This is a genomic window from Litoreibacter sp. GN1-5, assembly GCF_055693805.1.
Window position 1 is genome coordinate 939,955 of record NZ_JBVFUP010000001.1, and the last position, 22,354, is coordinate 962,308.

A 22,354-nucleotide genomic window follows, 5' to 3' on the forward strand; every position below is an offset into this window, starting at 1 on the left:
ACATATGAAATTCATCCGAAACTTTCTTCTCTTTATCGGAGTTATTCTGCCAATGATGGCCTCAGCACATGGCCCCACCCGTCAAAAGGTTACTCTGACCGCAGAAATTGCGGCACCACCCGCAGAGGTCTGGGCTGTCATCGGAAATTTTCAGGATATGAGCTGGCATCCGGCAGTGCATTCTTCAACCGGATCAGGCGACAATGCCATTGACGCAACCCGGATTTTGACATTGGGCGCGGATGGCGGCCCGACGATCTCGGAAGTTCTGTATAAATTCAGTGACGAGAAGATGAGCTATTCCTACCGGATTACGGACGTCGCGGTAGAGGTGCTTCCAGTGACGAACTATTCCTCTCATCTGACGGTCAAACCGCTTGAGGGTGGTGGCTCACTCGTGGAATGGCGCGGGGCGTTTTATCGCGGCTATCCCAATAATGACCCGCCAGACGAACTGAATGACGAAGCTGCCATAGCCGCTGTTACGGGCGTTTATCAGGCCGGTCTAGATGCACTTGTCGCACGTTTTGCGAGCAACTGATCTGCTTCCCCAAGTGGTTCTCCCTGCCCTTGCTGCCACTTCGGTGGTGGCAGGGGAGTTTGCATTTATAACGAACCAGAACAGCAGCGATCTGAGCGTGCTTGATCTGGAAACCCGCACCGAGATACGCCGCCTCCCCGTCCCCGGAAAACCCGCCGGTGTTGTCACGCATGAGACAAGCGGTACGCTTTATGTTGTCAGCCCTGACAGCAAAACAGTACGCAAGCTGGATCAGGCGACAGGCAAAGTGCTTGGCGCGCTCACCCTGGATGGTGGCCCTATCGGAATTGCTATCCAGCCCGATGGCGCACGTATTTTTGTCTCGGATTGGTACAACGCACAGATTTGGGTGATCGACACGGACAAAATGATCACGCAGGACATATTGATCACGGGTAGCGCACCCGCAGGACTGGCGGTCTCAGACGACGGGACGTGGCTGGCCTCGGCGGATCGTGACGCAGATCAGGTCTCGATCTTTGATCTGAGCGATCTGACAATGCGCCATGCAGTGAAAGTTGGCACGCGGCCTTTTGGTATTGCAGCCGCACCGGACGGGCGGGTTTTTGTCGGAAATGTCGGCTCGAACTCCATATCGGTTCTGGACGCCGCCACCGGGACTGTAACGGCAACGATAAAGGTTGGTGAGCGCCCTTATGGCGTGGCATTCGCCAATGGCACCGGATTTGTCACAAACCAATATAGCGATACGGTAACCGTGTTCGATCTGGACAGCCTTTCTGTTCTGACCACCCTTGAGGTCGGCGAATATCCCGAAGGGATAGATGTCACGCAGGACGAAAAAATTGTTGTGGTGGCAAACTGGTTTTCCAATACAGTCAGCCTGATCGATAGCAAAAAGCTAGAAGTCATAGGTGAGATCGAAACAGGCGATGGGCCACGGGCCTTTGGGCGCTTTATCAGCAGCATATCCGGGAGGACGAATTGATGCGGATCAGATCATTACTTATGACATCGGCAGTTATGTGTAGCCTTGCCGTCCCAGCAGCGGCGTTTGAGCCAAACTGGCCAGACCTGAGCGCCATGCTATACGGCCAGCAACTTCTGACCCCGGCAGATGACATGATCAGGATCGACGCACCATATCGATCCTTTGATGATACGCGCACACAGCTTTCAGCGACTGTCGAAGCGCCATCCGGCCTGAAGATTGAGAGTGTCACATTGGTGCTTGATGAAAACCCGATGCCAGTATCGGCAGTGTTTGATTTTCAAACTCCAGTGCCAGGTTTCTTTTTTGAGACTGCACTACGCGTGAACGGCCCGACACCAGTTCATGTTGTCACCAAGACAACCAATGGACAGCTTTTTGTCAGTGAGGTCTTTGTCAAAACCTCTGGAACAGGTGCCTGTGCGGCACCTCCGGGCACGGACCCTGTCAAAGCGCTGGCGACATTGGGGAATATCCAGCTTGAAGTATCGGAGGCCAAGCACAAGGTTTCTTTGGCCAGCCTGACTGATGCACCGCGAAGCGCTAGCAAGATATTGGATATCGACATCAGCCATCCCAGCCATTCCGGGTTACAGATGGATCAGATTTCACTGCTTTATATTCCGGTTCGTTATGTCGAAACCATCGACGTTGATATTGACGGGCAGGACTTTGTCACCGTCACCGGCAGCATATCTCTCAGCGAAAACCCACACCTGAAGATCTCTATTCCAGACACGACTGGCAGCGTGGATGTTATGATGGAAGACACGGATGGTACTGTGTCAAAAGCCCGCAAGGCTGTCGCAGGTGGTTAAGATTTAGGCTCGGCTTCAGGTTCAACCAACTCGGTCGGATAATCCTCAAATTCCCAACCATCCGTACCCTCGGGGAACCAATAAACACTGGTGTAGCCATAGTCCCCTAAGGCGCGCTTTGCCGCATTCCATGACATCCAGCATTCTTCAAGACAGAAGAATACAACCGGATGCGTCTTGTCACCGGACGTGACCTTCGTCAGCCCCGCTTTGAAATACTCATGGGTCACGTCGGCCAAACGGCCATATCCAACATTGGGCAACCAGATCGCACCGGGAATGGAGAGCCGCGGCTTCTCGCGCCAGATCGTACCTTCTGGCAACCCCTCTGGCTTGGGCGCACGGGGCAGAACATCGATAAAAGCCGCCTGCCCTTCGCTCCATAAAGCATGCGCCTCTTGCACACTCAGCACTGTCGCGCCTTTCAATGTAGCAGGCACAGGACCCCGGTAGTGCTCGGTCTCATAATCATCTGGTTCAGGGGCTGATTGTGCCAACGCCATAATCGGGAAAGCCAGAGCCAGAACGGCAAGAGCGCTTCGCATCAATTCTCTTGCCCCAGCAGACCTGTCCCAAACTCGTTTGTCAGCGGCACTCCTGCATCAAGAAGGATAGCATTGATCTCATCCTGATTGCGACGGATCAGAGAATTCAGCTTGCGCGCCCAGACTTTCTCGCCTTGGCGAACGCCCATCGTAATACGGAAAAACAGTCTTGGAGGAAGCGTTTCCTTCAACAAAGGCGTGACAGACATCTCGGAGTAATCGTTTTGGATCAAAGGACCACTGATAGGCCCCCAAAGAATTGCACCATCAAGTTCACCTGCTTTGAGGTCGTCGAGCATATTGATGATCGGGGACTCGTGACGGCGATCGACAACAAGATTGTAAGGCCTAGCCTTACCAATCAAACCGTTGCGCGCCATATGCGTGGCCGGGGGCGATCCGGCAACAACGCCAAGGCGCAGCCCTTTGAGACGCTCATCCGCCAATGTGTCGACATCCGCCAATGCACCGTCTTTTGGTACAACCAGCGTATAGGCAGACGTGAAATAGTGGTTCGTATTCAAAACCAGCTCATGCCCTTGCGCGTACCCAATCACGACATCGCATTTATTTGCGCGTAGCGAGTTTCGAATAAAACCGGTCGCCATGGGATACCACGAATACTCAAGCGGCAGTTCCAGTTTGGCAGCGAACATCTCGGCCAGCTTGTTTTCAAATCCCGTGCCCTCTTTCGTGGACATGGGATAGTTGGCCGGATCCGCACAAACCCGTAACGATTTTCCCGACACAAGGTCGGATGTCTGCGCCTGGCCAATGGATATGAACAGGCACAGGGCGACAGAAACGGCTACGAGATGTTTAATCAATGCAGGAATTCTCATCCTCGCGAATAACATCAGATTTCGGCTCCTTCTTCGCGGGACGTCCGCGCGGAATCGCATCCGTGCCGCGTGCCTTAAGGTAGACATATATATCGTCAATGTAGCACATGACGTTCGGGTTATCGCCAAAGGATGGCATAACTGAATTTTCAGCAGCACCAACCTTTTTGCGACCCTCTGCCACGACTGCGAGGAAGTCATAATAATCCATGTCCAAAGCGGATTTCTTGAGCGCAGGTGCATAGCTGGACCCTTCGCCCTCGGGACCATGGCACACATGACATTCAGAGTGATAACGGCGGAAGCCGGAATAGCTTGGCCAGTCAATCGTCCCATCCTCTGCGACATTGTAGGTAGGCACGTCATCTTCGGTGAAGTAGCGCCCATCCTCGCTATATGCGACTGCTATATTGTCGGGTTTTGCCTCATCAGCGGTTTCAGCGAACAAAGCCTGCGAGCCTCCGATCAAAGCGGTTGCTGTCAACAGAATTCCCATATTGCGCATTTTGTCAGCCTCTGAATTTTTATATGAAGATTGGCACAAACCGCGTTTGTGCCAATCCATTGTTTTTAAAAGCAGTGACCTGATTAGTCTGGCAGTTTGAAAACTGTCAACTGACCACCCAATGCGGTGTAATCGCTAAGAGCAGCGTAGCCACCTACAGCACCCAAACCATCATTTGGATTGGTCAGACCTGCCGCAAGACCGATACCGGCCCAACCGCCAATACCAGACAGGATGCCGACATATTGCTTGCCGTCGCTGGTATAGGTCATCACGTTCCCGATGATACCGGAAGGCGTCTTGAATTCATAAAGCAGATCGCCAGTTTTGGCATCAACCGCCTTCAGATAGCCTTCCAATGTGCCGTAAAACACGATATCACCAGCAGTCGCCAGCGCACCGGACCAGACAGAGAACTGTTCAGGTATGGACCATGCAATTTTGCCTTCCTTATTGTCCCAGGCAATGAAGTTACCCATACCCCCATGGCTGTCACCTGCGGGATACATGGCCAAAGTTGCACCAACATATGGCTGACCGGCAGTATAGCTGACACGGAATGGCTCATAATCCATGCAGACATGGTTCGTCGGCACGTAGAACAATTCTGTCTCAGGCGAATATGCCGCTGGTTGCTGGTCCTTGGAACCCAGAGCCGCCGGGCAGATATTGGTCGAGTTCACGTCCTCACCGTTCTGCTCGGTCGAGTATTGAGCCACGACAGCCGGACGGCCATATGTCTCCGAGTTTGGATCCATATCAACGCCTGTTGTCCAGTTCACTTTCGGATCAAACTTTTCAGCAACCAGAAGTTCACCCGTAACGCGGTCCATCGTATAGCCAAGGCCGTTCCGGTCAAAATGGGTCAGAAGCTTACGCTCAACGCCATCGATTTCCTGCTCTGTGAGGATCATCTCATTGATGCCGTCGTAGTCCCATTCGTCATGGGGGGTCATCTGATAGAACCATCTTGCAACACCAGTGTCCACATCGCGAGCCATGATGGTCATGGACCAGCGATTGTCACCAGGACGCTGCGCCGGGTTCCATGTGGATGGGTTCCCGGTGCCATAGTAGACCAGATTTTCCTCTGCATCGTAGGAATACCAACCCCAGGTTGTACCGCCGCCGATTTTCCATTGATCACCTTCCCAGGTGTTCGTACCGGAATCCGCACCAACAGGCTTGCCAAGATGAGTTGTCTTCTCAGGGTCAATCAGAATATCTTCATCAGGCCCCATTGAATAGGCGCGCCACGCAAGAGAACCATCCGCAATATTGTAAGCGGTAACATGTCCGCGAACGCCAAACTCACCACCTGATATCCCGACAATGACCTTGTCTTTTACAGGCAAAACGGTGGCTGTATTGGTCTCACCAATCGCGGCGTCACCGTTTTTCACGCTCCACTCGACAGCGCCGGTCTCAGCGTTCAGCGCCACAACCGTCGTGTCGGCCTGATGCAGGAATATCTTGCCCTCGGCATATGCAACGCCGCGGTTCACGGTATCACAACACATGACGGGGATAACATCCGGATCCTGCTTGGGTTCATATTTCCAGATGATTTTTCCGTCATTCGCCAAATCCAACGCGTAGACGATGTTGGGGAATGGCGTATGTACGTACATTGTGTCGCCAATCACCAGCGGAGACCCTTCGTGACCCCGCAAGACGCCCGTTGAGAATGTCCATGCCACCTGAAGATCGCCAACATTATCCTTGTTGATCTGATCCAGCTTGGAATAGCGCTGGTTCTTGTAGTCACCAGTTTGAATAACCCATTGATTTGGGTCATCAATCATGGTCGCCAATTCGTCATTGGCGAAACTTGTTCCCGCCATTGAGACAAACAGGGCCATGGCAAATGTGAGAATTTTTCTCATGTTTTCCTCCCTTGGTTAAAGTTCAGACGAGTCTCAGCAAAGTTCAGGCCAAAACCGGTCCGCTTCACGTTCTCAAATCAATCGGTCATCTCGTTCTGTGGCCGTAAGGATCTGATATTCAATGCCTCCTCATTCAGTGAAAGTTTCAAGATACGTTAGTTTGTTCTTTGATCCTCAATTCAGTTTCAGCCGGTCTGCATGCCATTGAACGTGGTCCGCAGCGAAGCTGGACACAAAAAAGTAGCTGTGGTCGTGCTCAGCATGGGTTCTCAAGACAGCCGATTGTCTTTTGGATACCACGACTTCAGCGAAACTTTCAGGACGTAGCAGGTTTATGAACTGGTCATTTGCCCCCTGGTCGATCAGCATGTCGCTGTGCCAGCCAAGTTCACCAAGCAATATCGTCGCATCATACTGAGCCCAGGCTGACTCGTCGTCGCCAAGATAAGCACTGAACTGTTTACGGCCCCAATCAGATTGTGTTGGATTCACGATCGGAGAGAACGCGGAAAGCGACTGGAATAGTGTCGGATTCCGAAATGCTATTGTCAATGCGCCATGACCGCCCATCGAGTGGCCCGTAATGCCGTGCATATCCGTGATCGGCAAAGCGCCCTGCAAAAGCGCCCGCAATTCTTTGACCACATAGTCGTACATCTGGAAATTCTTCTTCCACGGATCCTGTGTTGCGTTCAGGTAGAAGCCAGCACCAATGCCCAGATCATAAGCGTCATCATCGGCCACCCCTTCACCGCGTGGTGAGGTGTCAGGAAAGACCAGCGCAACTCCGTGTTCCGCAGCACTGCGTTGCAGCCCCCCTTGGTCATCGCGTTGTCATGGGTGCATGTCAGCCCCGACAGATACCAAAGCACCGGCACTGAGCGATGCCGCGCCTGCGGTGGCAGATAAACTGCAAATGTCATATCTACACCGCATATGTCAGATTTATGCGTGTAAACCGCTTGATCGCCGCCGAAGCATTTGGATTTGGAAACGATGTTCATCGTAATGCCCTAGAACTCCACGACGGCTCTGATTGATTTTCCCTGGTGCATGAGGTCGAAGCCTTTGTTGATGTCGTCGAGGCCCATTGTGTGGGTGATCATCGGGTCGATCTCGATCTTGCCCTCCATGTACCAGTCCACGATCTTTGGCACATCGGTCCGGCCGCGTGCGCCGCCAAAGGCCGTGCCGCGCCAGCTACGCCCTGTCACCAGTTGGAACGGGCGGGTGGCAATCTCGGCCCCTGCCGGGGCCACGCCGATGATAATGCTCTCGCCCCAGCCCTTATGCGCGGCCTCCAGTGCTGTGCGCATCACCCCCACATTGCCCGTCGCATCAAAGGTGTAATCCGCCCCGCCACCGGTCAATTCCACCAGATGAGCCACCAGATCGCCGTCCACCTCGGAGGGGTTGACGAAGTCGGTCATGCCAAAGCGGTCCGCCATGGGCTTCTTGCCATCGTTCAGGTCAACACCCACGATCTGATCCGCCCCGGCCAGTCGTAACCCCTGAATGACATTCAACCCGATGCCCCCCAGGCCGAACACAATCGCGGTGCTGCCGATCTCGACCTTGGCGGTGTTGATGACCGCCCCGATGCCGGTCGTCACGCCGCAACCGATGTAGCAGATCTTGTCAAACGGCGCGTCCTCGCGCACCTTGGCCAGCGCAATTTCGGGCAGAACCGTGTGATTGGCAAAGGTCGAGCAGCCCATGTAATGCAGGATCGGATCGCCATCGAGCGTGCTGAACCGGGACGTGCCATCGGGCATCAGCCCCTGCCCCTGCGTGCTGCGGATCGCCTGACACAGGTTGGTCTTCGGGTTCAGACAATACTCGCAGGTGCGACACTCGGGCGTGTAGAGCGGGATCACATGGTCGCCCTTCTTCAGCGAGCTGACGCCCGCGCCCACATCAACCACCACGCCCGCGCCCTCATGACCCAGAATGGCCGGAAACAACCCTTCGGGATCCGCACCAGACAAGGTGAACTCATCCGTGTGACAAATCCCCGTCGCCTTGATCTCAACAAGAACTTCCCCCGCACGCGGACCATCCAGATTGACGTCCATAACCTCCAATGGCGTCCCAGAAGCCAATGCAACCGCAGCACGTGTGCGCATCTATGTTCCCCCGAAGATATTTTAATCTGTTAGCAAAAAACTACATGCCAGCTTCCCCGCCGCACAATTACGACATAGGTGTAGGTTCACCCCCATAGACAGCCATAGCGTAATTCGTAAAAATGAACAGCGGGAGGACCAGTACATGAATCTAACCCGCCTTTTAACACCTATGCTGGCAACGGCATTGACCTGCGGCTTTGCAGCTGCCGCTGATTTTGCGGACCCGACATGGCCCTGCCTGCAACGCAAGGTTGAATCTCTGTCCCTTGGCATTATGTGGCCGCACCCCGTTGAAGACGGTGATTTGAGGGCGGATATCGCAGCAGATGCACATGCTCTGGCCGAAACGCTGGTACTGCGTCGGGTGACAATAGAAGAGGGTCGCACCTTCGCAACCGAATTTACCAAGCAGTATCCCAGTCTAACGCTTGACGATCTTGGCAAGATATTTCGTGAAGTCTTTGAGCAGATCAGCAGCGATCGCACCGAAATTATCCGAGGAATTGAGCGTTATTCGCTCAGTCAAATTGCACTGTCGGACTCTATTGACGAAACGAGAGTACAGATGTCCACACTGATGAAATCAGATAAACCGGATTACGACGAAGTGGACCGTCTGGAAGAAAAGCTGGATTGGGACGAGCGCATTTTCCGAGATCGCGCGCAGTCGCTTACTGCGGTGTGTGAAACGCCGGTCATTTTGGAAAAACGCGCCTACGCTATTGCACAGCTTTTGCTGGAATATGTCCCGGAGTAAGGCTTGTTTTCAGGTCATTCCCACTCCAGCTCGGTAAAGGCCACTGTGGCGTTGCGTGGGTTAAACAGCTCAAAAAGTTGCCAATTATCAGCTTCCCCCAGAGCGATGGTATTGGCTGCTGTGCTCAAGCTCTCGCCGCGCTTGATTGCGGCGCGTGTATCACGGACCAACACATTAAGATAATGCATGATACCCGCACCACCTTCGGGCCAAGTCAGCTGTGGTCCGCCATGCCCCGGAACAATGCGATCAAATGGCAGCGTGCGAAGCTCCTTTAAAACTTCGACCCAACCAAGTAACGAGCCATCCAAAGCCGGTGTATGCTCATCGAACAAAAGATCACCCGCAAACATTGTGGAAGTCGTGACATCTGTCACTGTCAGATCATTACTGGTGTGCGAGGTCTGCCATGTGCGCAACTCCAAAACCCTGTTGCCCAGATCAATCCTGAAATTATCACTGACAGAAATATGCGGCAGCACGATAGTCGTGCCCAGAAACTGATCCTGCCCGATAAGATTACCTACGTTGGTCAAATAGGTCTCGCGTCGATCCGCAAGTGCAGTCGTAAGTTTCTCATGGCCCACGACCTGCGCCCCGGCCTGCACAAAAACCGAAGCACCAAGAACGTGATCCGGGTGCATATGGGTAAGGATCACATGGCTGATCGGCAGATCGGTCTGCTGCCTTATGGCACGATATATCTCTTCCCCGACCCTGCGCGATCCGCCGCTGTCGATCACTGCAACGGTATTCGACCCGATGACAAAGCCCACATTGGCAATATCACCGTAATTCTCTGGCGCAGCTTCACTGATACTGCCGCGATGAACAAAGACACCGTCAGCAATCTGAGAGACTTCGGCGATCTGATCCGTTTCACGACATGTCGGCGCGCTGGTTGGCATCAGATCCTCAAACAACGCGGTAAGGTCAGGTGGAGTTGCAGCAATACTGGTTTCACAGGCAGACAAAGATGCCGCCTCATAGCCCGGCAACAGCGTATCCCGGCAAACATCCGGGGCAGATATTGCGCATAAGATGATGACAGCTTCAAACATGGCACCTTTTCGACCATAGGTCTCTAAAAACTACCAATTACGGTGCCTAGAGCGACATATGCATAAGTATTGTACCATCAAATAGCATTTTGTGTTATAAAACGCCGATATCTAAGGGAGACCCTCCATGAAGAAGCTCATTGCGGCCTCATTGATCGTGCTTATGGCGCAGGGGGCATATGCGCAGAATGCCGAGCGGCCTAACCCGCTAACAAAGTCCGAGAGCTGGGCCAACATGCGCGGCGACTTTGTGGATGACGCGGTTGTTTTGCAGGATGGTGCAACCCTGTTTGATGTCAGCGCGCCCTACCGTGCAAATGATGCAGCCATTGTTCCGTTGGTCCTGTCACAGACTGATCTGGATGCTGCGCCAATCACATCCGCGATGGTCATTATCGACGAAAACCCGGCTCCGATGGCTGCTGATATGAAGTTCGGCAAGGACATGATGCCGCTGCAATTCGAGATGCGTGTCCGGGTGAACCAGTATTCCAATATCCGTGTTCTGGCCAAATCTGGCGACGAGCTTTTTATGAATGGGCGCTTTGTAAAAGCATCTGGCGGATGCTCTGCACCTGCCACAAAGGACCCACAGGCCGCGCTGGCGTCCATGGGTGGTATGCGTTTGAAACATTTCGACAAAGCGCTGCCAATGTCACGCCAGCGTCGTGAAGCCCAGATAATGATCCGCCACCCGAATTATTCAGGGTTGCAGCGTGATCAGATAACCCAATTGTTCATTGGGGCGCATTTCATCGACGTTCTGGAAGTGTATCAGGGTGAGGAAATGCTGTTCACACTTGAGGGCGGCATATCTGTCAGTGAAAATCCCGTTTTCCGGTTTAAATACACGGATAATGGCGCCGCGACATTGCGCATCCGGGCAGAAGACACCGAAGGAAATGTGTTCGAGAAAACTTTGCCAAAAGACGTGCAAAGCTGATCTGAAACTGGTTCAAAAACACTTGATCTCAGCTTCAGCCTGTGCGCGCCGCAGGTTCTCGACAATTAACTTTGCAGACGGGGCGACCCGAAAAATCGCCAACCGCTCCCCGCCGGTTTGCTGGAGCGATAAAACGGTTTCGGCTTCAACATATTTTTCATAAGGCAGTATCGAGGCAATTACATCTATAGAGCATGAACATTTCTGCAAAGCCGTCTGCGTCTGCCCGTTTGTTGCCATACAACCAAAAACATAATCCGCCCGCGCCGCAGTTGGGTAATCGTTAAGCCGTTCCTGAACGCTTTGGGCGTTTGCAGAAAGGGCGAGGCAAACAACGGACGCACAAACGGGGAGTGTTTTCATTTCGCAACCTCCGGTGCCATTAGAACAAGCGCATTGCTATAAATCGGTTTGCCTTTCGTTGGGCCCGCCACATTGGCGGCAAGCGATTGATACCAGCCCGGCACATCTTCTGACATGGTGAATGTCAGGGTCAGATCGCCATATCCCTTCATTCGATCCCGGTTTTTATCGTTCAGAAACGGGCGCAGAGTAATCTGTTGTACATCAACTTCCTTACCATCGAACGACACGGAGGCGTCCTGAATTTCGGCAAATTGGACCAATGACTCCTTGATGCGATTGCGGATGTAAAACGGGCTGCCCCCGGCTTGCTGAGCGACATCGCGCAAGACGGTCTCGACGAAATACATGATGATCGGGTTGCCAACCGAAGCGGGAAACGCCCCAAGATTTTTACCTTTTTCTCCTTGTGCAAATTTCAGGCGCGCAGTTTCGTCCGCTTCGATTGACAACCGCACTACGCCTGTATTGCGCGCGGCATATTCCGCATCTTCCGCGATTGAAACCTCGCGGCTGTATTCAAGAACCTGAGTGGAATCTACGTCTGACAGCGTGCCAGTCTTGAAAATAAGATCATATGTTTCCGCAGCCGTAACAGGCGGGGAACTTGCTGCAAAAACCAAAACCAGCCAGAGCAGATAGACGCGCATTTCAATTCTCCCTTATCTGGTTCAATTTTAGGTCCATTCATCTGACGGTCATCGGAGACTTTGGTCGCGCCCTAGATTTAGCGGGTTTTCCAATCCACAAGCGATCTTAACCGCGACAACTGCACAGGTTTTGTCAGGACAGAGAATTTGTTGGCAATCCCCGCCACTTTGATGCTGTCCTCGTGATTGGCGGTTATCATGATTGCAGGAATGTGTTTGTCGAAGAAATCCCTCAGCGCAGCGATGGATTTGATCCCGTTATCGCCACCATTGAGCTGATAGTCGGCCAGAATAATATCGGGCGGCATGCCGATATCACTGACCAAATCAAGCGCCTGTTGCGTGCTTTCGGCGGCAAGAACACTTGCCCCCCAACTTTCCAATTTTTGGGTCATGGCAAAGGACACGCCGGGGTCGTTCTCGACCAGCACAACGATAAGATCCATATCTGCCTGTGGCTCGGAATTTCTTTTTATCTTTGGACCAGCCATTTCCGGTTCGGGTTCGGTAATTGGCAGCTCTATCGCAAAAACCGATCCGGCGCCGAGCGTGGAACGGACTGTTATCTGATGCCCCAAATGCCGACAGGCATGTTCCACAATCGACAAGCCCAGCCCCATCCCGTACCCGTTCGTGCCAGAACTGTCTCCGCGGGTGAATTCCTTAAAAATACGCTTCTGATCTTCCTGCGAAATCCCGACCCCGGTATCCCAGACCTCCAGCGAAACGGTTGCGCCTTTTCTGCGGCACCCCACAAGAATGCGCCCCTGATTTGTATACTGAATAGCGTTATCAACAAAATTCTGAAGCGACCTCGCCAGATATTGTTGATCACTTCTGACCCAGAGGCTTGAGGGCACAACACGCAGGTCGAGCCTCTTTTCAACAGCAAGCTGACCCAAATCTTCAACAACAGTATGCAACACATCATCCAGCGCGAAAGATGTTACTGCAAGATTAGTATCTGTCGCCTCAAGACGGGCAATATCCAGAAGCGCATGAAGCAGCCCTTCCATGGATCTGAATGACCCGCCCAAGCGCTGCACAGTTTCATGCAACTCGGTTCCAAGCGATTGATCCGCCAGCGTCGAGATCATCAGCTTCGCCGCATTGATCGGTTGCAGCAAATCATGGCTAGCCGCCGCAAAGAAGCGGGTCTTCGAGGACATTGCCGACTCCATCTCGGCCTTTGCAATGCGCAAATCTTCCTCGACACGGGCCTGTTCGTCGTACTGACGGCGCAACTGACTGTTGGCTTCGGTGAGTTCAGAGGTCCGCGCTTGCACACGCATTTCCAGCATTTCGGTTGTCTGGGACTCGACTGTCACATCCATAACATTGACGATGCACCCCCCATCGGGCAGCGGGTTCATATCAATGCTTAAGGTACATCCGTTCACATGACGCAAGCGCAGACGCAAATTGCCAGTCCGGCGCAAAAACCGGATCAAACTGCCAAAGCTGTCATGGGGCAGATCGCTTTCCAAGGCCTGCGTTTTCAAAAATTCGAGAATCTGACCAAAAGACGTCCCAACCGAGGTCAGTTGGATCGGCAGGGTCAACAAATCACCAAACCGGGCATTGCTGATCAGCAAGGTGCCCTCGGCCGAAAACGTACATACACCCTGGGGCATGTTGTCGAACGCTGCATGCAGAAAGTTTTCCTGCTCATCGATGAGCCTGTCTTTCTCCAACCTGTTGTTGCGCACAATCGCCGTGATCTCGGTCTGTAAGATGACAGTATTGTCGGAACTGGTGCGACGGCAGGTAATCACAAACCATCGATCATTTTTCAACGCGAACACGAAGGGGGCTGCCGGGTCTTCCTCAAGCCGCAGGACCGAGCGACCAAGATTCAGACGATCAGCACTGTCCCGAGGTTTAATACTTGTGCTGCCCGCAACAGCCTCTACATAGGCCGAGAATTCAAGACCCGGTGCCACAAGAGTATCAATATCGGGAATAAGATGTTTAAAGAAATCGTTGAAGACCTGAAGCTTTCCCTCTGCAAACAATGCAAATCCGCCATCCATGGTCTCAAGGGCGTCTTCAAGGGTTCTTTGCGTCTGCGCGCGTGCCTCTTCTGAAAATTCCAGCTTGTGACTTGCATGGCCAAGCGTGTTCAGAGCGTCCTCAAGATCACGGGTTTTCTCGGAAACTTTGCTTTGCAACGTGATTGCGGATTGAAACAGCGAATAGGCGGACCCGCCGAGTTCATGTTGATGATTGGCGCGGGCAATCAGAGCGTCGATAATTTTGGCCTGCTTTTTGACCTGAACCTCAAGCGCTTCGCCCGGATCAATCATGGCTGCAACGCCTGCCCCGGCGGGAAAAATGCGATACCGACGAAGGTTTGATTCATGTGAACACCGCAATGCTGTTCACCATAGGTGTTAAATCCCAAAACCCGATGCGACTGTAAAATCCGCGATGCATCCTCTACCAGATCGTTTTGTTCAATCTCCAGACGGCGCAACACACAATCAAAACCCAGAATGAAATCCGGCGATTGCCCGCTTGGGCTGGTAACAGACAATTCCGTTTCCAGAGTTTGCAGGATCTCCTTGCCCCGCCCGAGCGTCAGAACCAGGCCACTTTCGATGGCTGACAGAAACGCCAGACTATCGCCTTCAATGACCTGTTGAATAGCGCGCACATGCCACGCATTGTGATTGCGCACTAGAACCGGATTTTCCGCAAAGACCTGTGGCGACAGCTCCGAAACATCATGGCCAACAAGGCGTGCATATTCAGGCGCTGCGGGCGAGCCGTTGATCTCTTTTACGATGCGATCATCAGGTTCGGCTTCCGTCACAACCAACTGCACGTCGGTTGGCATGAAGTGATCAAATTCCAGACCCACAAATTCAAGATCAGTTTCAACAAGAACAAGCAGGGCCGCATCACTATGGAAACGGCCACCATGCAAGATGAAGGTTTCGTCAAATGCCAGACCGTGGCCCGCAGAACCGCCAAATATCGGCAAGTCACCCAATCCGGCATTGAGCGCCGCAATCAGAACGTCTTCCTGTTTGGACAACCCGTCCGCGAAGGTGATGGCAAAGCGGTTCCAGTTGGCGGTTCTTCGAAACCTGTCGGATAAGGTTTTTGCGTGTTGTGCTGTGTTCTCGATCGAGACAGGTTTGAGCGGCTTGATCAATGTTGACGAGCAATGGAAATGCGACCTTGGGAAAGCCACCATAAGGACTGCATTGTCTTCATATCCTTCCGGCGTGATCTGTCCTGCGGTTGTGCATCCAAATACCGGTATTTTCGGAACCAAACGGCCAAGCGCTGCGGCAACCTGTTCATGATCAAGACGGTCCGGGACAAAAATAAATACAAAACAGGTAGCTTCAACATCGATCTGCGACACGGCCTCCTCGACCGCCCTATCCGCATTCTCATCCCGAGACAGCCCAAAACCAACGATGCCAGATGCATGATCAAACGACGTCGAGACCTTGTTCATTTCATCCTCAACTGATCAATGCGCGCGTATCTGTGTCAGATAAATTCAGATCCCGGTCAATATTGACGCTGTTGACCAGCACAGCAGCCTGCGTGCGATTACTTACCCTGAGCCTGCGCAATAAAGCGGTGATATGGGCTTTGACGGTCGCCTCCGCCAGTGACAGTTCATAAGCAATCTGTTTGTTGGGCTTGCCAGCACAGATCAAGTTCATGATACGGCTTTGTTGCGGTGTCAGGTCGGCGATCCGTTGCGATATTTCCTGAACAGACATCTTGTTCGCAGAAGACGACATATTCTGCGGCACAAACCCGTCTGGCAGATATTTCAGCCCTTCCTGAACGCGCTCCACAGCTTCTTTTATAACCGTCTGAGGTGCATCTTTCGGGATGAACCCGGCTGCGCCTGCATCCATCAGCATTGCAATGGTTTCATGCGATGACTCTGCCGAGATAACCAGAACCGGGACATCAGGCAACTTTTCCTTGATCTTGAAGAACCCGCTCAACCCGGTCACATCCGGCAATTTGAGATCAAGCAGAACAAGATCCGGCTCATTTGGTCCGCCCGCAAGTTTAAGACCATCATTGAGATTATTGGCGGATTGTACCGACGTGGTCTCAAAGAGCTTTATGCAGGTAGAGACCAACGCGTCGCAATAAAGCGGGTGATCATCAATCACGAGTATCGATTTAATGACTATCGACTTCTCAGTCTCACGCAATGCTTCCATGTGAATATGCCTCCCACTATGCAGGCTAACAAACAGTTTCGCCATCAAGCAAGTAAAGTTCTCAATTATTTGAAAAACTTGGAATTTCTTAAATCATTCAATGAATACTGCGCCGAAATCGCAAATAAAACTCCTTCAAATCGAAGACTTGCTGAGTCCGCCCGTAAATGTGGATATCGAGTTTGGAGAGAAGCGTCGCGCGAACATCATCTGGTATGTTTTGATGGTCCAGCGACTGTGCCAATCGCCTTACAGTTGATAAATCATTCTGCCGCACCCCGCGTCTGAGCCGGTAAAGAAGCGTGTATTTCTCAAACAATCGCCGCAGCCATACACCAGAAAATTCCCGGTCTTTTCCCACCAAAACCGCGATAGAAACCAAAAAGGAAACAAGGCCGCAGATAATCAACAGACCAGGCCTCAGCTGTGCCGGAGCATCCTGTGCGACCTGCGCAGGTTGGTCTGTCTCATCGGGAAGGTAGGCAACTCTTTGCGCCGAAATCACAGCCTTTTCCGATTTGCGCGTCGCAGTATCGAAATAGGAAAACTCAATCGGTTCCAGAATGGTCGAGACATCGTTGCGTGGCTTGATTGTCCAGCGCCAGAATGCAACCGCTTCAGGGCCACGTGCAGTCAGATCAACCAATCGCTTCTCCGGGTGCGGAAAGATCAATGCCGATGGCGACGTCAATTCCGGCATTGGCGGGATCATATCTGGTCGCGCCCCAAGCGCTGAAACCCGGATAATACGCAACACCCCCTCCCCCGGCAGCAACTGGTCAGGCGCGTTAGACCAGCTATCCTGAATCTCCAATCGACGAACCGGAAACCACCATTGTTTGGTTTGCGGGACCGGGATCACATCAAATGTTATGGGCTGTGAGCGAATGGTATGCTCAAACCACTTATTCTCTTCGTCCAGCAATGTGAGATGATGTTGGAATGCACCGATTTCCAGTTTCCCCGATGTTTCTGGGAAAAGCGCTATGCGGCGACGCATGTTCTTGACCGTCTTGCCATTAAGCCTGCTTTCGAACCAATGGTCTTCGCCAAGCTGCATCCAGTTTATTCCGGTCAGATCGGGTTGCTCCAGCTTTTCCTGTGTAATATGGCGCTGATAGACCCCGTGAATGGTCAACAGGATCATTTCCTGCTGGAACGGTTGCGCTGGCAATTCTTCGATTTCTATGGTTAGGCGCAGGTCATCTGGGTCAACCTCGCGGCTCTGCGCGACCACCATCGCGGGCAAACATATCAGAAAAAGAGCAAACAGCTTCACCACGGCGCCTCAGCCTCCGGTTGCCCTTCTCCCGCCGCTTTGCGACGCTTGTATTCATGCAAGATACGTGCCGACAGAAACGCCCCCGGCACATCCTCCAGCGTAGCAAGCCAATTCGGGCTGGCAATAATAAACTTATCGTCGAATACTTTGCGCACACCCACCTGATCACGGCTTTGAAATGCCGGAACCCCTAGCGTGGAGCCTGTATTCGTTACCTCATCCCCTGTGCCTGACCCACGCCCGGCCCCGCGTCCGGTTTCGGCCTCAGCCGTGGCACCTTCTTTCTTTTCGCCCCAGCGCGCAATCGTGTCCGCATCCAGCTGCGTGCCGGCATAAAGTGCGAGGATCAAATCAAAATTCACCTGCGCAGACGGGTCAGAGCGATGCGCCATCGCCAGATCATAGGCTTCCAACGCCGCCGCATAGTCCTTGGACCTCGTTCTTGCATTGCCCAAATTGAATGCGGCCTCCGGCCCAGCCAGTGCGAATGCGTCCGCCGCCTGATCGAAACGCCCTGTACGATACAAAGCGACGCCCTGCCAGGCAGGGTCCGGCAATAAGCGCGCCGCAAGTGCGGGCAGACCCAACGACAAGGCCACCCGGCCAAAAGGCGCCGTTCCGCCCAGAACAAACGCAACAGCAATCGACAGGACCGCTGATATCAGGATCAAAACACGCATTACGCCGCCTCCCGCCGGAAAAGTCCAACCGCAGGGATCAGGGCAAGTAACAGAATGTAGCGGCCATAATCCGTCCAGAACAACAGGTGGAATTCTTGTGCCTCCAATCGTTTGTCAGCGTTTTCGGCCAGTATCCGCATCAGATCATCCGCCTGATCAAGCCCATAGACTGCTCCGGCCCCGACCTCGGCCAAAGCCTCAAAAGCCTGCGCATCTACGGGCTGCCCTTCCGCGATACTTGTCTCTGCACGAATGACAGACAAACGCCCGCCCAGACCCGATATGGCTTGCGCTTGCACCAAGGCCTCGGGGCCAAACCCCGCGCCATCGCTCAGCAAGACGACATCACCCGCTAATATGTCCGAACTTGCCAGAAGATCCGCCGCCTGCTCAAGTGCCAGAGCGGGCCTGCTTCCCTTGTCAGGCACTGTCTTGGCGTCCAGCACACTAACTGTTTGTCCCAATTGCAAATGATCCGTGGTCAGCGGCGAAACCACGTAGCTGTCCCCAGCAAACACGACAAGTGCGGCGGGTTTTGTACCAAGCACGCTCAATCCCGCCCGCATCATCGTGACAGCAGCAGGCCATTTCTGATCCAGTGTCATAGAGTCCGAGACATCCACAACAAACACAACCCCGTCCAGATTGCGAAAACTCTGCCCATCTGCGCGTTCCAGTGCCGGCCCAAGCAATGCGACGGCAATTAGGCCTGCGACCCAGAAGGGTGTATTCCCGCGTAGTTTGTGCCCGGCCACATCTACCCGCCCCAAAGCCACCATGGCCTGCATCAGATGTGGATCAATACGCTTCGACCAATCCCCAAGCTGTGCAGTTTTGCGGGCCGATAAAACCGCCAGCCAGATCAGCAATGGCAATGCCAATACCCAGAAGGGCCGCAACAATGATATATCCGCAAGCCAGGTCATCTTGGTAACCGCCATCCAAGCCAAAGACATCCAAGGCCAGCTAATATAGCGGGCCAAATCCATAGGTCGCGGTAGACTTCGGCGGAAAGCCCTGCCCGCGCGGTTGGTTCCAACTGATCAATCGCGCGCACCACATCCTGCAAATCCTCGGTCGTGCGCACCCGGAACATCTGCCCGCCACTCAGGTCAGCGACAGCCTGCAATGTAACTGCGTCCACAACACCGCGTTCCCCCGGCGCGGCAGAGGCCAGCTCTTTGGGGCCAAGGGCAATGGTGTGTATCCTGACCCCCATCTCTTGGGCCAGCTTGGAGACATCCCTTGGCTTGGTGCTACCCGCATTATTAGCCCCGTCGGACAACAGGATGATAACTTTGCTCTGCGCATCAGATTGCGACAATCGTTTCAGCGATATCCCGATCCCATCGCTAATATTTGTGGCACGACCCGAGATACCAATGACCATATTTTCAACTGTTTGAGCGGCTGCTTCGACGTCAAAACTTGGCGGGGCTGCGACATAGGCTTGCGAGCCGAAAATCACTAGCCCCAAGCGGTCTCCGCCACGCCCGCGCACGAACTCGGCCCCCACCTGTTTCACCGTATCCAGACGGGTCGCAGTCTTGCCATCAAGAAAGAAATCATCGCGCACCATGGACCCTGACAAATCAAACGCAAGGATCAGATCACGCCCTGACATCGGCAGCCCCACGGTCGGCGTGACAACCCGAGGCCCCGCCAAGGCCAAAATCAGAAGCCCCCAGACCAATGCAGGCAAGACATAACGTCGCGTGGCGACCTGTACGTTTTTGACAGAGCCTGCCACGATATGACGCCCGACACTTTCGGGCACAATAAGAGCAGCCCCCGATGGAATGCTGCGCGGCAATATGAAAAACAGTATTACCGGCAAGATCAGCAAGGTCAGAAACCAAGGGTCAGAAAATTCAACCATGCGCAGCCTCAAGTTCGATGAGCCGGTTCTCCAGTTCGGCCGGTGTCGGAAAGTCGCTCGCTTTGTATAGCCTCGCCTGCAATTCTTTCGCCCCATCAGGATCATGCGCCCTGATCAGATGCAAAAGCGCCAGCACCCTTTCTTCATCGGGTAAAGCACCTGCGACTTTAACTTTTTCCTGCAATGCTCCGCCCGGTGATACCCGGCGCACGGTAAACAGCGGAAAAACCAATGACAGCGCCCACGCCAGCAGAAGGCAAACTCCGACCACGGCGAAAATCTCACCCACTACGCCGCCCACAGCTGTCTGGGGTAACCTGATATCGATCAACCCAGCAAGCAGTTCTACCCCAACATCAGGTTGCGCTTCCATATCAGCCACCTCCCCCGTCTGGGAACGCAGCACCCGCATCAACATACTCTATCGGGAAAACGTCCAACCCTTCAGTGGTCCTTTCCTGCGTTACAGCCTGTTCGTTAAAGAATGCGCGGATTTTTGACCCTTCTGCATTACCCAAAGGATAATAACCTGAAGGCAACTCACGCAGCGCCCTATCCTCAATCAGTAGAAAACGAGGAAATCGACGGCGCGCCAACCCACCCAAGACCGCATCCAGACGGCCTCCCTTGTTATCAAGGGCAGTCGCAATAATGATTTCCGCGCCGCGTGGCACGATTTTGTCCAACCCATCCAGCGACTTATCCAGCGGCGGGTTGTCACGTCCTTCGGCAACCATATCAAGTGCCGCTTCATGCGCGCGCACCAGACCACCAATCACCGCCAACATACCCGAGGTGCGCGGCCGCGTCGGAACCAACACTCTGTCATCCGCCGTGATTGCCAGCAGACCCACACGCCCGCCGGCCTCAACCGCCTGCCATCCGAACCAGGCCAAAGCCTCCGCCGCTGCATAAGACCGAAAGGCGCGCCGCATCCCCCACACCATCGACGGACGAAAATCGGCCACAAGGAACGTCACGCGATCCCTTTCTTCGTGAAAGGTCCGGATATGCAGTTTTCCCGTGCGCGCAGTCGCGCCACGATCCACATGGCGCATGTCATCGCCCTGCATATACAACCGGCTATCCGCAATCACCTGACCATTGCCACGCCGTGCAATGGCGAACCCGCCGGGAAGAGAGCTGATAGAGCCGTCGGCATGAATATGGCGCAGCATGTGATCGCGTTGTGCGATCAGAACCTCGGGATTAACGGTAATACCCGGGCCAGAGATGCCCCCTGCCCTCACAACGGTTCGGTAGCGGCCAGAATTCCACGGATTGCCCCACGCGAGGTTTGCCCCTGAGATGTGGCCTTCCAGCTCAGCGACATACGATGCGCCAGCGCATCTACTGCGACCTCGTCAACATCCGCCGGAACCGCATGATCACGCCCTTCAAGAAACGCGCGCGCCTTCGCCGCAATCGCGATGGCAAGTGAACCGCGGGGCGAGACAGCATGCTCAATCTCATCCCCGAATGGCGCAATCCGTGTCGCAACGACAATGCGCACGATATAGTCGCGCAACGCCGGCGATAAATGGACCGCGACCACCTGCGCCTTTGCTGCGTTAATCACATCCAGATCAATCGGCGGCATGGTCGTAACGCCATCGCGCTGTTCTTGCTCGACCAGATCAAGAATGCGCCGTTCCGTTTCGATATCCGGTTGTTCCAGCTTGATGTGAAGCAGAAACCGGTCAAGCTGCGCTTCTGGCAACGGAAAGGTTCCTTCATGCTCGATCGAGTTCTGTGTCGCCACAACAATAAACGGATCTGGCAGATCATAGGTTGTCCCGCCACTTGTCACCTGTTGCTCGGCCATGGCTTCAAGCAGTGCCGATTGCACCTTTGGCGGCGCCCGGTTGATTTCGTCAACAAGGACAAGATTATGAAAAACCGGCCCTTTGGAAAAGGCGAATTTCCCCGTCTCAGGATTGAAAATATCTGTGCCAGTCAAATCCGATGGCAGCAAATCCGGGGTACATTGAATCCGCGAGAAATCCCCGCTCAGCGCCGAACTCAGCAATTTCGCAGCCCGTGTTTTTGCAAGCCCGGGTGCCCCTTCAATCAACAGATGCCCGCCAGACAAAATACCCAGAAGCAGCCGTTCAATCAAAACTTCACTGCCAATCAGCCCTTCATTCAACCAGGCCCTCAGATCTGAGATTTTCTGGCTAACGTCTGATACGTTGGTTTCTGCCAATCTATTTCCCTTCGGCATGGCCCGGCATTGTGCGTATAGGTTTTTGTTAATCCACTCTGCCTTCGGCATGGATCAATTGCCATACAGCCCAAAGTCTCAATTGTGGGAAG

Annotated in this window: 23 protein-coding genes and 1 pseudogene; 5 read left to right on the forward strand and 19 right to left on the reverse strand. The window is 53.6% G+C overall.

Features of this window, described 5'->3' with window-relative positions:
- The first annotated feature begins 4 nt into the window (after nucleotides 1-4).
- Genes ACZ1HF_RS04820 through ACZ1HF_RS04830 form a run of 3 tightly spaced genes read left to right on the forward strand, consistent with a single transcriptional unit; the run spans nucleotide 5 to nucleotide 2,311 of the window.
- Nucleotides 5-541 carry an SRPBCC family protein gene (locus ACZ1HF_RS04820; protein WP_472656436.1) on the forward strand — a complete coding sequence of 179 codons (537 nt, stop codon included), beginning with the start codon at nucleotides 5-7 and terminating at the stop codon, nucleotides 539-541.
- Nucleotides 510-1,490, forward strand: coding sequence for a YVTN family beta-propeller repeat protein (locus ACZ1HF_RS04825; RefSeq protein WP_472656437.1), 981 nt, complete (start codon nucleotides 510-512; stop codon nucleotides 1,488-1,490). Before ACZ1HF_RS04820 ends, ACZ1HF_RS04825 begins: the two co-directional genes overlap by 32 nt.
- The gene (locus ACZ1HF_RS04830) at nucleotides 1,490-2,311 is read left to right on the forward strand and encodes a quinoprotein dehydrogenase-associated SoxYZ-like carrier (RefSeq protein ID WP_472656438.1); all 822 of its coding nucleotides are present in this window, start codon (nucleotides 1,490-1,492) and stop codon (nucleotides 2,309-2,311) included. Before ACZ1HF_RS04825 ends, ACZ1HF_RS04830 begins: the two co-directional genes overlap by 1 nt.
- Here the strand turns inward: ACZ1HF_RS04830 and ACZ1HF_RS04835 are convergent.
- From ACZ1HF_RS04835 to ACZ1HF_RS04860, 6 genes and pseudogenes are all read right to left on the reverse strand, one after another.
- On the reverse strand, nucleotides 2,308-2,856 hold the full coding sequence (locus ACZ1HF_RS04835; RefSeq protein WP_472656439.1) for a PQQ-dependent catabolism-associated CXXCW motif protein: 549 nt from the start codon (nucleotides 2,854-2,856) through the stop codon (nucleotides 2,308-2,310). The genes ACZ1HF_RS04830 and ACZ1HF_RS04835 overlap by 4 nt on opposite strands.
- Nucleotides 2,856-3,698, reverse strand: a complete 843-nt coding sequence (locus ACZ1HF_RS04840; protein WP_472658979.1) for a substrate-binding domain-containing protein — start codon at nucleotides 3,696-3,698, stop codon at nucleotides 2,856-2,858. The genes ACZ1HF_RS04835 and ACZ1HF_RS04840 overlap by 1 nt, the downstream gene beginning before the upstream one ends.
- Nucleotides 3,676-4,203 carry a c-type cytochrome, methanol metabolism-related gene (locus ACZ1HF_RS04845; RefSeq protein WP_472656440.1) on the reverse strand — a complete coding sequence of 176 codons (528 nt, stop codon included), beginning with the start codon at nucleotides 4,201-4,203 and terminating at the stop codon, nucleotides 3,676-3,678. The genes ACZ1HF_RS04840 and ACZ1HF_RS04845 overlap by 23 nt, the downstream gene beginning before the upstream one ends.
- A gap of 83 nt (nucleotides 4,204-4,286) precedes the next feature.
- Entirely contained in the window at nucleotides 4,287-6,089 is a 1,803-nt protein-coding gene (xoxF5, locus tag ACZ1HF_RS04850; protein WP_472656441.1) for a lanthanide-dependent methanol dehydrogenase XoxF5, read from the reverse strand.
- Nucleotides 6,090-6,263: 174 nt separating this feature from the next.
- A pseudogene (fghA, locus tag ACZ1HF_RS04855) lies at nucleotides 6,264-7,093 on the reverse strand (S-formylglutathione hydrolase).
- 9 nt (nucleotides 7,094-7,102) lie between these two features.
- Complete coding sequence (locus tag ACZ1HF_RS04860) at nucleotides 7,103-8,215, reverse strand: S-(hydroxymethyl)glutathione dehydrogenase/class III alcohol dehydrogenase (protein ID WP_472656442.1); 1,113 nt, start codon at nucleotides 8,213-8,215, stop codon at nucleotides 7,103-7,105.
- 145 nt (nucleotides 8,216-8,360) lie between these two features.
- Between ACZ1HF_RS04860 and ACZ1HF_RS04865 the strand changes: the two genes are divergently transcribed.
- Entirely contained in the window at nucleotides 8,361-8,975 is a 615-nt protein-coding gene (locus ACZ1HF_RS04865; RefSeq protein ID WP_472656443.1) for a hypothetical protein, read from the forward strand.
- 14 nt (nucleotides 8,976-8,989) lie between these two features.
- Here the strand turns inward: ACZ1HF_RS04865 and ACZ1HF_RS04870 are convergent, their stop codons facing one another.
- Nucleotides 8,990-10,036, reverse strand: coding sequence for a quinoprotein relay system zinc metallohydrolase 2 (locus ACZ1HF_RS04870; protein ID WP_472656444.1), 1,047 nt, complete (start codon nucleotides 10,034-10,036; stop codon nucleotides 8,990-8,992).
- Between the two features lie 127 nt (nucleotides 10,037-10,163).
- On the opposite strand from ACZ1HF_RS04870, the gene ACZ1HF_RS04875 reads away from it, so the two are divergent.
- Complete coding sequence (locus tag ACZ1HF_RS04875) at nucleotides 10,164-10,979, forward strand: quinoprotein dehydrogenase-associated SoxYZ-like carrier (RefSeq protein ID WP_472656445.1); 816 nt, start codon at nucleotides 10,164-10,166, stop codon at nucleotides 10,977-10,979.
- A gap of 12 nt (nucleotides 10,980-10,991) precedes the next feature.
- On the opposite strand, the gene ACZ1HF_RS04880 is transcribed toward ACZ1HF_RS04875, so the two are convergent.
- The 12 genes from ACZ1HF_RS04880 to ACZ1HF_RS04935 form a co-directional block, all read right to left on the reverse strand.
- On the reverse strand, nucleotides 10,992-11,342 hold the full coding sequence (locus ACZ1HF_RS04880; RefSeq protein ID WP_472656446.1) for a hypothetical protein: 351 nt from the start codon (nucleotides 11,340-11,342) through the stop codon (nucleotides 10,992-10,994).
- On the reverse strand, nucleotides 11,339-11,992 hold the full coding sequence (locus ACZ1HF_RS04885; RefSeq protein WP_472656447.1) for a hypothetical protein: 654 nt from the start codon (nucleotides 11,990-11,992) through the stop codon (nucleotides 11,339-11,341). The genes ACZ1HF_RS04880 and ACZ1HF_RS04885 overlap by 4 nt, the downstream gene beginning before the upstream one ends.
- A 77-nt stretch (nucleotides 11,993-12,069) precedes the next feature.
- A complete protein-coding gene (locus ACZ1HF_RS04890; RefSeq protein ID WP_472656448.1) occupies nucleotides 12,070-14,298 on the reverse strand; it encodes a hybrid sensor histidine kinase/response regulator in 2,229 nt (742 codons plus the stop codon).
- Complete coding sequence (locus ACZ1HF_RS04895) at nucleotides 14,295-15,464, reverse strand: FIST N-terminal domain-containing protein (protein ID WP_472656449.1); 1,170 nt, start codon at nucleotides 15,462-15,464, stop codon at nucleotides 14,295-14,297. The genes ACZ1HF_RS04890 and ACZ1HF_RS04895 overlap by 4 nt, the downstream gene beginning before the upstream one ends.
- A gap of 7 nt (nucleotides 15,465-15,471) precedes the next feature.
- Nucleotides 15,472-16,197: a response regulator gene (locus tag ACZ1HF_RS04900; protein ID WP_472656450.1), complete on the reverse strand. Its 726-nt coding sequence runs from the start codon at nucleotides 16,195-16,197 to the stop codon at nucleotides 15,472-15,474.
- 97 nt (nucleotides 16,198-16,294) lie between these two features.
- Nucleotides 16,295-17,476: a hypothetical protein gene (locus ACZ1HF_RS04905; RefSeq protein ID WP_472656451.1), complete on the reverse strand. Its 1,182-nt coding sequence runs from the start codon at nucleotides 17,474-17,476 to the stop codon at nucleotides 16,295-16,297.
- Entirely contained in the window at nucleotides 17,473-18,159 is a 687-nt protein-coding gene (locus ACZ1HF_RS04910) for a hypothetical protein (protein ID WP_472656452.1), read from the reverse strand. The genes ACZ1HF_RS04905 and ACZ1HF_RS04910 overlap by 4 nt, the downstream gene beginning before the upstream one ends.
- Nucleotides 18,159-19,085, reverse strand: a complete 927-nt coding sequence (locus ACZ1HF_RS04915; protein ID WP_472656453.1) for a VWA domain-containing protein — start codon at nucleotides 19,083-19,085, stop codon at nucleotides 18,159-18,161. The genes ACZ1HF_RS04910 and ACZ1HF_RS04915 overlap by 1 nt, the downstream gene beginning before the upstream one ends.
- Nucleotides 19,082-20,038 (reverse strand): VWA domain-containing protein, encoded by a 957-nt coding sequence (locus ACZ1HF_RS04920; protein WP_472656454.1) that lies wholly within the window; start codon nucleotides 20,036-20,038, stop codon nucleotides 19,082-19,084. Before ACZ1HF_RS04920 ends, ACZ1HF_RS04915 begins: the two co-directional genes overlap by 4 nt.
- On the reverse strand, nucleotides 20,031-20,411 hold the full coding sequence (locus tag ACZ1HF_RS04925) for a hypothetical protein (protein WP_472656455.1): 381 nt from the start codon (nucleotides 20,409-20,411) through the stop codon (nucleotides 20,031-20,033). Before ACZ1HF_RS04925 ends, ACZ1HF_RS04920 begins: the two co-directional genes overlap by 8 nt.
- Before the next feature lies 1 nt (nucleotide 20,412).
- The gene (locus ACZ1HF_RS04930; protein WP_472656456.1) at nucleotides 20,413-21,288 is read right to left on the reverse strand and encodes a DUF58 domain-containing protein; all 876 of its coding nucleotides are present in this window, start codon (nucleotides 21,286-21,288) and stop codon (nucleotides 20,413-20,415) included.
- Nucleotides 21,285-22,262 (reverse strand): AAA family ATPase, encoded by a 978-nt coding sequence (locus ACZ1HF_RS04935; protein WP_472658980.1) that lies wholly within the window; start codon nucleotides 22,260-22,262, stop codon nucleotides 21,285-21,287. The genes ACZ1HF_RS04930 and ACZ1HF_RS04935 overlap by 4 nt, the downstream gene beginning before the upstream one ends.
- Nucleotides 22,263-22,354 lie beyond the last annotated feature (92 nt).